The following is a 10,873-nucleotide window of genomic DNA, read 5'->3' as shown; positions in this document are numbered from 1 at the left end:
CGCTTCGCGGTGCCCTCGGCTTATTCCTTCCGGCTTATCGGGTACGGGCGGAGGCAACGTCCCTGTAAAGCCGCCCTCTCGGCGCATCCCTGCGCCTCGCCCCGGCCGGAAGGCAAACGCCTCAGCGATTTACAGCCGGACCAGGGCATCGCTGACAGCCCTCAGTCATTTAGAAAGCAACTTTATTGCTTCTGCATAAAAAAATTACTGGGGATCCCTCAGCCCATAGGGAGAGGGGGAAGTCACTACCTGTATCAGAACCTCGTATTCACGCTCATGTACCAGGTGCGACCCGGCTCATTATACGTATACGCACCCGCACCGTACATATACGCACCCGTCGTGGTATTACCCGTGGTCTGGGCGTTACCGGCGCGCCACTGGCGCTTGTCGAAGACGTTGTCCACGCCGCCGGTCAGGCTGACGTTTTTCGTCACGTCCCAGGTCGCGCTCAGGCCAACGATGCTGTACGGGCTGACTTCGTCTTTCTCAGACCCGGTCACCGGCTGACCTTTGTAGTTGTACTTCTTCGGCTGCTGCTTGCCGTACCAGGTGAAGGTCGACTGCAATGAGACATCCTGACGTACCTGCCAGCTCAGGGTAGAGTTCAGCGTATACTCCGGGATGATCGACAGACGATCGCCGGTCTCCTTGTTCTTGCTTTGCAGCATGTAAGTGATGTTGTTGGTCCAGTTGATGGTATCGCTGACCGGCACGTTCAGGGAGCCTTCCAGACCTTCCACTACCGCCTTCGGTACGTTTTCCCACTGGTAGATATCGGTGGTGACTTTGCCGGTGGACGTCTGGCCAATCGGCGCGTAGCCCGCTTCAATCTTGTTGCGATAGTCGTTGCGGAACCAGGTCACGCCCGCCAGCCAGCCGTCGCGTTTCCACTCCAGGCCAATCTCTTTGTTGATGCTGGTTTCCGCTTTCAGATCGTCGTTACCCATCATGTAGCAGCCCACGCCGTCGGAGCTGGCGTAGCAGCCCTGGCCTTTACTGTACAGCAGGTAGTTCGGGTTGGTCTGATACAGGCTTGGCGCTTTATAGGCGCGCGCGATGCCCATCTTCAGGGTGAAGTCATCCCCCAGACCTTGCGACAGGTTCAGGGACGGGCTCCAGTTATTGCCGACAATAGTGTGGTGATCGAAGCGCAGGGCAGGGGTCAGCATGGTGCTGTCGGTCAGCTCCATGTTGTTTTCGGCGAACAGGGAGAAGATCTCCGCTGACGTGTAGGGGCTACGGTCTTCGCTCATGCCCGGGATGGTGCCGCCCTGCTGGGTTTGCGTGAAGGAGGTCGAGTCCTTCATGCGCTGCTGGTTCCACTCGGTGCCGAGCGTCAGGTTCTGGTTCACAATGAAATCAATCGGCAGGTTGATTTCGCTGTGCAGCATCACGTCGGACAGATCGGTGTCGGTGAATTTATTGCTGTTGAACAGACCTTCAGTACCGCCCGCCAGTCCTTCACCCAGACGGGAGTTGCGGGTGTGCTCGTATTGCGCCCAGTTGCTGGTGGTAATGCCGTTATCCCAGCCGCCGTTCCAGGTCACGGCGAAGTTCTGACGATAAATGCGGTTTGTCTCTTTACCGTAGTTCTTCTTCACCAGCGCGTTGTCGTTGTTGGTGTTCTGCGTGTCGCCCGCATACAGGTTGTTCTGGCGGCTGTAGCCCGCTTCAAACTCCAGCGACTGCATTGGTGCGAAGTCCCAGCGCACCACGCCGTTGATGTCTTTGTTTTCCACACCTTCACGGCCTGCGGGCAGGGTGTTGGCGTAGGCACCGGTACGTTCAGACTGGTGACCCTGGTTGATGTCCCACGCATCGGCCTGGGTTTTGTCCAGGTTACCGAACATGCGGAAGCTGAAGTCGCCGCCCAGCGGGCCGCTCAGGCTGAAGTTGGTGCGTTTAGTCGAACCTTCGTCCTTATGTTCTGGCGCGTTCAGGTAGGTGTTCCAGGAGCCGTGCCACTGGTCGTCGAATTTTTTGGTGATGATGTTCACCACGCCGCCCGCCGCGCCGTTACCGTAGCGTGCAGCGGCCGGGCCACGGATCACTTCGATGCGCTCGATCATCTCTGGCGGTACCCAGCCGGTATCGCCGCGGGTGTCACGCTCGCCGCGCCAGCCCAGACGGATGGAGTTGCGGCTGGTGACCGGCTTGCCGTCAATCAGGATCAGGGTGTTTTCCGGGCCCATGCCGCGAATGTCAATCTGGCGGTTGTTCCCGCGCTGGCCGCTGGTGGAGTTGCCGGTCAGGTTAACGCCCGGCATGGTGCGGATGATTTCCGCCACGTCGCGCGCGGGCGGGTTTTTGCGGATCTCGTCGGCGGTGATGGTCGACACGCCCGGCGCCTGCAAATTCTGCTCGGCGGCGGTGATCACCATGGTGTCTTCGTGCTGCGCGGAGGCGGTGTTGTCGTCTGCCATGGCGGGCAGCGCGACACCATAAATCCCTAAATTGACCAGCAAGGCCAGAGAGTGAATCTTCTTATTCATTGTACGTCCCGCTTTTATGGTTATTTAATGAGCGCGCTTCCCACAGCGCGGGCATTACGCTATTGCAAATGCAAATAGTTATCAATAATATTATCAATAAAATTTGCTCTGAAACAAAAAAGACTGTTAAACATGGGGTTATAAGGGTGACGGCGTTAACAACCGGAAGTGAAGCGTGGTGGCAGGCGAAAAACGGGCCGGAACGGGAACGTCATCAGGAAAACTATCGCGTGACATTCTGGTGGCGGGACCCGGCGGGAACGCAGAAAACGTCGACGATTAAACGCGTCTGGCTCTACGTCACCGGCGTGACCGATCACCATCAAAATGCCCGTCCGCAGTCCCTTGAACGTATCCCGGATACCGACGTCTGGCAGTGGCAGGGCGAGTTCAGCCCCGAATGGCGCGGCAGCTACTGTTTTATCCCCTCCGACAATGAAGATGATTTTGCCAGCGCAGTGTTTGAAGGCGAGCAGCCGGACCGCATGGCGCTGCGCGAAGGCTGGCGCAAACTGCTGCCGCACGCGGTGTCCGACCCGCTGAATGCCCAGAGCTGGCGCGGCGGGCGCGGGCACGCCGTCTCGGCGCTGGAGATGCCGGAGGCGCCCGTACAGCCCGGCTGGAACCATCCCGATACCCCTTACAAAAAGCCTGTCTGCATTGAGTGGCACAGCGCGCGTCTGAAGAACCGTCGCCGCGTGTGGATTTTTACCACCGGGGATGAAAGCCCCGAGCGCCCGCTGGCGGTGCTGCTCGACGGGCAGTTCTGGGCCGAAAGCATGCCCGTCTGGCCTGCGCTGGCGTCGCTCACCCATGAAGGCAAACTGCCGCCTGCGGTCTATGTCTTAATCGACGTGATTGACACCGCACACCGCAGCCGCGAGCTGCCGTGTAACCCTGATTTCTGGCTGGCGGTGCAGGACGAACTTCTCCCGCAGGTGAAAAGCATGGCCCCGTTCAGCGACCGCGCCGACCATACCGTGGTGGCGGGTCAGAGCTTCGGCGGGCTCTCTTCCCTCTATGCGGGCCTCAACTGGCCGCAGCGTTTTGGCTGCATCCTCAGCCAGTCCGGATCCTACTGGTGGCCGCACCGCGGCGCGCAGCAGGACGGGCTGCTCATTGAACAACTCAAAGCGGGTGAAAAAACCGCTCGCGGGCTGCGCATCGTCCTTGAGGCCGGGCGCAACGAGCCGCTTATCTTACGCGCAAACCAGGCGATCCTCGCCGAACTACACACTCAGCAACCGGTTTTCTGGCGTCAGGTTGACGGCGGACACGATGCGCTTTGCTGGCGCGGTGGGCTGACACAGGGGCTGATGACCCTCTGGCAGCCGCTTATTCAATAACGGAGTCTGTATGGAATTCAGCAATCCTTTCGATAATCCGCAGGGACAGTTCGCCATTTTGCAAAATGACCAGGGGCAGTACAGCCTGTGGCCGCAGGAGTGCGAGTTGCCCGCGGGCTGGCGCGTGGTGTGCGAACCGCAATCTCAGGAGGCGTGCCAGCAGTGGCTGGCGGAACAGTGGCAGACGCTTGAGCCGTCTTATTTTGCGGGGAAGCGCGCATGAACCGTCTCCCTCTTGTCGCCGCCCAGCCGGGGATCTGGATGGCAGAGCAGCTTTCCTCCCTTCCAAACGCCTGGAGCGTGGCGCACTACACCGAACTGAAAGGCGCTATCGACGCGCCGTTGCTGGCAAAAGCCATCGCTGAAGGCATGATGCAGGCCGACACCCTGCGGATGCGTTTCACCGAGGATAACGGCGAGGTGTGGCAGTGGATCGATGAGGCCATGATCCTGCCGGAGCCGTCCATTGTGCGCGTTAACTCCCACGACGCCGCCGTGGCGCTGATGGAGGCCGATCTCAACCAGAACCTGCGCGTCGACAGCGGTCAGCCGCTGGCGTTTCACCAGCTGATTCAGGTGGGAGAAAACCACTGGTACTGGTATCAGCGGTATCATCATCTGGTGGTAGATGGCTTCAGTTTCCCGGCCATTACCCGTCAAATCGCCGCCATTTACGCTGCGTGGCAGAAAGGTGAACCTGCGCCCGCCTCCCCGTTTACTCCGTTCGCCGAGGTGGTAGAGGAGTATCAGCGCTATCGCGACAGCGAGGCGTATCAGCGCGACGGTGCTTTCTGGGCCGAACAGCGCAAACAGCTTCCTTCTCCGGTCTCGCTCTCTTCCGCGCCCCTGCCGGGACGTGCCGCCACCACCGACATCCTGCGCCTGAAAATGGCGATGGACGGCCGTGCGTTCAGCCAGCTTGCACAGGCGGCCGGACAAACGCAGCGAACCGATCTGGCGCTTGCGCTGGTGGCGCTGTGGCTGGGCCGCCTGACCGGACGGCTGGACTACGCCGCCGGGTTTATCTTTATGCGCCGTATGGGCTCCGCCGCGCTGACCGCGACCGGACCGGTGCTCAACGTCCTGCCGCTGGCGGTGAATATTCGCCCGCACGAGAGCTTGCCAGCGCTGGCGCTGCGCCTGGCGAACCAGCTGAAAAAGATGCGCCGCCATCAGCGCTACGATGCCGAGCAGATCGTGCGCGACAGCGGGCAGGCCGCAGGGGACGAACCCTTGTTTGGTCCGGTGCTGAACGTCAAGGTGTTCGATTATCAGCTGGATATCGACGGCGTGGAGGCCATTACCCACACGCTGGCGACCGGCCCGGTGAACGATCTGGAGCTGGCGCTGTTCCCGGACGAGCAGGGCGGACTAAGCATTGAGATCCTCGCCAACAGGCAGCGTTACGACGAGGCGACGCTGAAGGGGCACGCGGCGCGGCTGAACGCAATGCTGACGCAGTTTGCCGCCAACCCGGACCTGCGCTGTGGCGACGTGGAAACCGTATCAGAGCAGGAATACGCCCGGCTGGCGCGAATCAACGATACCGGGCTGGCGCTGCCGTCCACCACGCTGGCGGACCTTGTCGCGGAGCAGGCGAGCAAAACGCCGGACGCCCCGGCGCTGGCGGATGCCCATACTGAGCTGAACTACCGCCAGATGCGCGAGCAGGTGGTCGCGCTGGCAAATCTGCTGCGCGCGCGCGGCGTGAAGCCGGGCGACAGCGTGGCGGTGGCGCTCCCGCGCTCGGTGTTCCTGACCCTGGCGCTGCACGGGATTGTTGAAGCTGGCGCCGCCTGGCTGCCGCTGGATACCGGTTACCCGGACGACCGTCTGCGGATGATGCTGGAGGACGCGAAGCCGTCGCTGCTCATTACCACCGACGAGCAGCTTCCGCGCTTTAACGATCTGCCGATCGCCACCTTTAGTTACAACACACTATTACCGGCCACCGATGCTGAACCTCTGCGCCTGGCGAAGCCGGAGCAGACCGCGTACATCATCTTTACCTCCGGTTCGACGGGACGACCAAAAGGCGTGATGGTCGGCCATACCGCCATCGTTAACCGCCTGAAGTGGATGAAGGATCATTATTCACTGGCGGCGCATGACGTGGTGGCGCAGAAAACGCCGTGCAGCTTTGACGTGTCGGTGTGGGAGTTCTGGTGGCCGTTTATCGCCGGGGCGAAGCTGGTGATGGCCGAGCCGGACGCGCACCGCGATCCGCAGGCGATGCAGAGCTTCTTCGCACAATATGGCGTAACCACCACCCACTTCGTGCCGTCGATGCTGGCGGCGTTCGTCGCCTCGCTGACGCCGGAAAACGTCGACTGTTGCAGGACGCTGAAGCAGGTGTTCTGTAGCGGCGAGGCGTTGCCGACTGCGCTGTGCCGCGAGTGGGAACAACTCACCCATGCGCCTCTGCACAACCTCTATGGCCCGACCGAAGCGGCGGTGGACGTCAGCTGGTATCCGGCGTACGGCCCCGAGCTGGCGGCGGTGGAAGGGAACAGCGTGCCGATCGGCTTCCCGGTGTGGAATACGGGGCTGCGCATTCTGGACGCGATGATGCGCCCGGTGCCGTTCGGCGTGGCGGGGGATCTGTATCTCACCGGCATCCAGCTGGCGCAGGGGTATCTGGGACGCCCCGACCTTACCGCCAGCCGCTTTATCGCCGATCCTTTTGCCCCCGGCGAGCGGATGTACCGCACCGGGGACGTTGCCCGCTGGCTGGACAACGGCGCGGTGGAATATCTGGGCCGCAGCGATGACCAGTTAAAAATCCGCGGACAGCGTATCGAACTGGGCGAAATCGATCGGGCGATGCTCGCGCTGCCGGATGTGGCCCAGGCCGTGGCGCACGCCTGCGTGTTCAACCAGGCAGCGGCGACGGGTGGCGATGCCCGCCAGCTGGTGGGGTACGTTGTCTCCGAATCCGGCTTACCGCTGGATCGCGACGCGCTGCTAGCATCACTCAAAGCCCAGCTGCCGCCACATATGGTGCCGGTGGTGCTGCTGCAAATCAGCGCGCTGCCGTTAAGCGCCAACGGCAAGCTGGATCGCAAGGCGTTGCCGCTGCCGGAGCTGACCAGCAAAACCTCTGGTCGCGCGCCTGAGACACAAACCGAAGTCGCCGTGGCGCAGGCGTTTTCTGCCCTGCTGGGCTGCGCAGTGAACGATATCGAAGCCGATTTCTTTGCCCTCGGCGGCCACTCGCTGCTGGCGATGCGCCTCGCGGCTCAGCTCAGCCGTGCGTTCAGCCGTAAGGTCACGCCGGGCCAGATTATGGTCGCCTCGACGGTGAGTAAGCTTAGCGGCCTGCTGGACTCGCAGATGAGCGACGAGCAGGCGCAGCGTCTGGGGTATGAAACTGTTCTCCCGCTGCGTGAAAGCAACGGCCCCACGCTGTTCTGCTTCCATCCGGCGTCCGGCTTTGCCTGGCAGTTTAGCGTCCTGGCGCGCTACCTCAGCCCGCGCTGGTCAATCGTCGGTATTCAGTCTCCCCGGCCTGAGGGGCCGATGGAGCAGTGTGCGGATCTCGATGCGGTGATCGAACATCATCTGAACACGTTGCGTAAGCAGCAGCCGCAGGGGCCGTATTATCTGTTCGGCTATTCCCTCGGCGGCACGCTGGCGCAGGGCATTGCGGCGCGTCTGCGCGAGCAGGGTGAAAACGTAGCGTTCCTCGGCCTGCTGGATACCTGGCCGCCGGAAACCCAGAACTGGGCGGAGAAAGAGGCCAATGGCCTCGATCCTGAGGTGCTGGCGGAAATTGAGCGCGAGCGTCAGGCGTTTATCGCCGCCCAGCAGCGGCAAGGTTCCAGCGAGCTGTTTGACGCTATTGAAGGCAACTACGCCGATGCGGTGCGGCTGCTCACCACCGCGCATAGTTCACGGTTCGACGGCAAAGCGACGCTGTTTGTCGCCGAACGCACGCGAACCATGGATCCGCAGGCCGCATGGGCGCCGTGGGTGAGTGCGCTGGAGGTGTACAGCCAGGACTGCGCCCACGTGGATATTATTTCACCGCAGGCGTTTGAGAAGATTGGGCCGGTACTGAAGGAAATTTTAGAATAGTGCAAATGCCCCTCACCCTAACCCTCTCCCACGGGGAGAGGGGATGGTTTGCTACCTCTCCCTGTGGGAGAGGGGATGGTTTGCTCCCTCTCCCTGTGGGAGAGGGCCGGGGTGAGGGCATCAGACCGCACGCTTGCCCAACGGCACCACCAGCGGCGTACCCGCCACCGGATCGTCAATAATCATGCAGCGCATGCCGTAGATCCGCGCGATCAGATCCGGCGTCACAATCTCCTTCGGCGCGCCCTGCGCCACAATCTCGCCGTCGCGCAGCGCAATCAGATGCGTCGCGTAGCGGCACGCCTGATTTAAGTCGTGCAGCACTGCCGCCAGGGTGTACCCCTGCGTGCGGTTCAGTTCGCTCAGCAGCTCCAGCAGATCAATCTGATGGCTGATATCGAGCCAGGTTGTCGGCTCGTCCAGCAGCATAATCGAGGTTTCCTGCGCCAGTACCATTGCAATCCAGGCGCGCTGGCGCTGTCCGCCGGAGAGAGTATCGACGCTTTGTTGGGCCAGATCGGTGATGCCCGTCGCCTGCATCGCGCGCTTCACCGCCTCGTCGTCCTCTTTGCGCCAGCGGGTAAACAGCGGCTGGTGCGGGTAGCGCCCGCGGGAGACCAGCTCCTGCACGGTAATATCCCCCGGCGTGGTGGCGTTTTGCGCCAGCAGGCCAATTCGGCGCGCCACCTCTTTGCTGGCGAAGCGCTGGATCTGCTCCCCGTCGAGGAACACGCTACCCTCAACCGGCGACATCAGGCGGCTCAGCGTGCGCAGCAGGGTCGATTTGCCGCAACCGTTCGGGCCGATAATGGCGGTGAAGTGGCCGTCCGGAATGGACACGGATAAATCCCGGGCAATGATTTTTTTGCCGTAGCCGAGGGACAAGTTTTCGCCGCGCAAGCGGAATGTTGAATCTGTCATTTCTTGCGTGACTCCTGAACGAGCAAGACGATGAGGTAAATCCCGCCGAGGCTGACGGTCACCACGCCCACCGGCAGTTGATAAGGCATAAACAGCTGCTGAGCGCAGAGATCGGCGGCCAGCAGTAACAATGCGCCGCACAGCGCCGCCTGGGTTAATCCCCAGCGCGCAGTACCGCTAAGACGCCGCGCGATATGCGGGGCTACGAGGGCAATAAAGGAGATCGGCCCGGCGATGGCGGTAGACGCTGCGGTCAGCAAGACCGCCACCAGCATCAGCATCAGGCGCGAGCGCTCTACGCTCACGCCCAGCGCGCAGGCGCTGTCGTCGCCCATCTCCAGCAGCCGCATGCGCCTGACCAGCAGCAACGCGCCAATAAACATCAGCAAAATCAGCGGCGCGGCGGGCCAGGTTTTTCCCCACGTCAGACCGTTGAGGGAGCCGGCGTACCACAGCCCGGCGGAGAGCGCGGTTTCCAGCGATGCCTGTAGCAGAAGCCAGGTGTTGAACGCCATCAGCATCGCACGGATGCCGATCCCGATGATGATCAGACGGAAGGTGTCGATGCCGTTGCGCCAGGCCAGGGCCCAGATAAGCAGGGAGGTGAGAATGCCGCCCGCCATCGCCGTAAAGGTAATGGCCGTAAGATGCTGCCCGAACAGCACCATCGCCACCAGCACGCCGCTCCACGCGCCGGTATTCAGGCCCATCACGTCCGGGCTCCCGAGGGGGTTACGCATCAGCGACTGGAATATCGCGCCGCTGACGCCAAGCGCCGCGCCCACCAGGATCGCCATCGCCACGCGCGGCAGTCGCCATTCGGTGACCACCATGGTGATGTTACGCGGCGCGCTGCCGCTGAGAGCGTGAAAGACCTGCGCGAAATCAAGCATTACGGCACCGCTTTGCAGGCTCCAGACCGCCAGCAGCAGACTGGCGACGACCAGCAGGGCGACGCTGGTAAGTAAACGACGGGACGGGGCCATCATGCGCCACCCCCGCGTCTGCGTCGAACCAGGAAGATCAGAACCGGCGCGCCGATAAAGGCGCTGACCACCGAGACGCGCAGTTCACCCGGCACCAGCAGGCGGCCCAGTACGTCGGCAAAGAGCAGCAGGGCAGGGGTCGCCAGCAGCGTGACCGGCAGCGACCAGCGGTGATCCGCCCCCACCAGCCAGCGCGCCATGTGCGGCATCATCAGGCCGATAAAGGCAATCGGCCCGACCACGGCGGTCGCGCTGCCGCAGAGCACGGTAATGGCGAGTAGCCCCGTCAGCTGCGTGCGCGCCACGCGGTTGCCGAGGGCGGTCGCGGTATCGCTGCCGAGGCTCAGGCTGTTCAGCGCCCGGCTTAAACAGAGCGCCACGGCGGCAGCGACGATCGTCGGGATCACCACCACCTTTAAGGTTTCAAGGGTACGAATATCCAGCGAACCCGCCTGCCAGAAGCGCAGCTGGTCATACACGTCCGGGTTGAGCAGGGCGATGCCGTTGGACAAGCCTTCCAGTACCGCCGCGAGCGCTACGCCCGCCAGCGTTAAGCGTACCGGGCTGAGCTGGCCGCCGCCCTGGCTGCCGGTAAACGCCACCACCAGCGAGGCCGCCAGCGCGCCGCAAAAAGCCATCACCAGCTGTTCAGAGGGGGACGTAAATCCAAACAGCGCTGCGCCGAGCACGATGGCAAAGCTTGCGCCGGAGTTAACGCCGAGAATGCCGGGGTCCGCCAGCGGGTTGCGGGTGAGGGTTTGCATCAGGGCACCGGCAAGGCCGAGCGCACCGCCAGCCAGCAATCCGGCAAGGGTGCGGGGCAGGCGAGCGTCGAGCACGATGGTGCAGTCGGCACTCTGACAGGTACCGGATAGCGCATCGACAATAACGGACGCGGGCAGCGGTTTTGCGCCGACCAGCAGGCTGAGTGCAATCGCAAGGATTAGCAGTAGCAATAAAACGGGCACGGCAAGGGCGCGCACCGCAGAAGAGGAAAACGACATAGCAACATCCATGATTTGATAATGATAGTGATTATCGTTATCTA

7 protein-coding genes are annotated in these 10,873 nt (G+C 62.2%); 3 read left to right on the top strand and 4 right to left on the bottom strand.

Annotated elements, in window-relative coordinates; all coding sequences use genetic code 11:
• Positions 1 to 254: 254 nt before the first annotated feature.
• Positions 255 to 2,495, bottom strand: a complete 2,241-nt coding sequence (locus ACOTX2_RS09570) for a TonB-dependent siderophore receptor (protein WP_023299551.1) — start codon at positions 2,493 to 2,495, stop codon at positions 255 to 257.
• A gap of 146 nt (positions 2,496 to 2,641) precedes the next feature.
• On the opposite strand from ACOTX2_RS09570, the gene fes reads away from it, so the two are divergent.
• Genes fes through entF form a run of 3 tightly spaced genes read left to right on the top strand, consistent with a single transcriptional unit; the run spans position 2,642 to position 7,918 of the window.
• The gene (fes, locus tag ACOTX2_RS09565; protein WP_063148044.1) at positions 2,642 to 3,841 is read left to right on the top strand and encodes an enterochelin esterase; all 1,200 of its coding nucleotides are present in this window, start codon (positions 2,642 to 2,644) and stop codon (positions 3,839 to 3,841) included.
• A 10-nt stretch (positions 3,842 to 3,851) separates the two neighbouring features.
• Positions 3,852 to 4,064, top strand: a complete 213-nt coding sequence (locus ACOTX2_RS09560; RefSeq protein WP_063148043.1) for an MbtH family protein — start codon at positions 3,852 to 3,854, stop codon at positions 4,062 to 4,064.
• Positions 4,061 to 7,918 carry an enterobactin non-ribosomal peptide synthetase EntF gene (gene entF / locus ACOTX2_RS09555; RefSeq protein WP_063148042.1) on the top strand — a complete coding sequence of 1,286 codons (3,858 nt, stop codon included), beginning with the start codon at positions 4,061 to 4,063 and terminating at the stop codon, positions 7,916 to 7,918. Before ACOTX2_RS09560 ends, entF begins: the two co-directional genes overlap by 4 nt.
• A gap of 120 nt (positions 7,919 to 8,038) precedes the next feature.
• On the opposite strand, the gene fepC is transcribed toward entF, so the two are convergent.
• From fepC to fepD, 3 genes are read right to left on the bottom strand one after another with little or no spacing between them, the layout of a single operon-like run.
• A complete protein-coding gene (gene fepC, locus ACOTX2_RS09550) occupies positions 8,039 to 8,839 on the bottom strand; it encodes an iron-enterobactin ABC transporter ATP-binding protein (protein WP_063148041.1) in 801 nt (266 codons plus the stop codon).
• Positions 8,836 to 9,825, bottom strand: a complete 990-nt coding sequence (gene fepG / locus ACOTX2_RS09545) for an iron-enterobactin ABC transporter permease (RefSeq protein WP_074136373.1) — start codon at positions 9,823 to 9,825, stop codon at positions 8,836 to 8,838. Before fepG ends, fepC begins: the two co-directional genes overlap by 4 nt.
• Positions 9,825 to 10,829: a Fe(3+)-siderophore ABC transporter permease gene (fepD, locus tag ACOTX2_RS09540; protein WP_032624697.1), complete on the bottom strand. Its 1,005-nt coding sequence runs from the start codon at positions 10,827 to 10,829 to the stop codon at positions 9,825 to 9,827. The genes fepG and fepD overlap by 1 nt, the downstream gene beginning before the upstream one ends.
• Between the last annotated feature and the right edge of the window lie 44 nt (positions 10,830 to 10,873).

This window comes from Enterobacter cloacae complex sp. IR5412 (assembly GCF_049237385.1).
In the GTDB taxonomy this organism is placed as follows: Bacteria; Pseudomonadota; Gammaproteobacteria; order Enterobacterales; family Enterobacteriaceae; genus Enterobacter; species Enterobacter intestinihominis.
The sequence above is the reverse complement of the archived record's forward strand: the minus strand, read 5'-3'. Positions and strand labels throughout refer to the sequence as shown.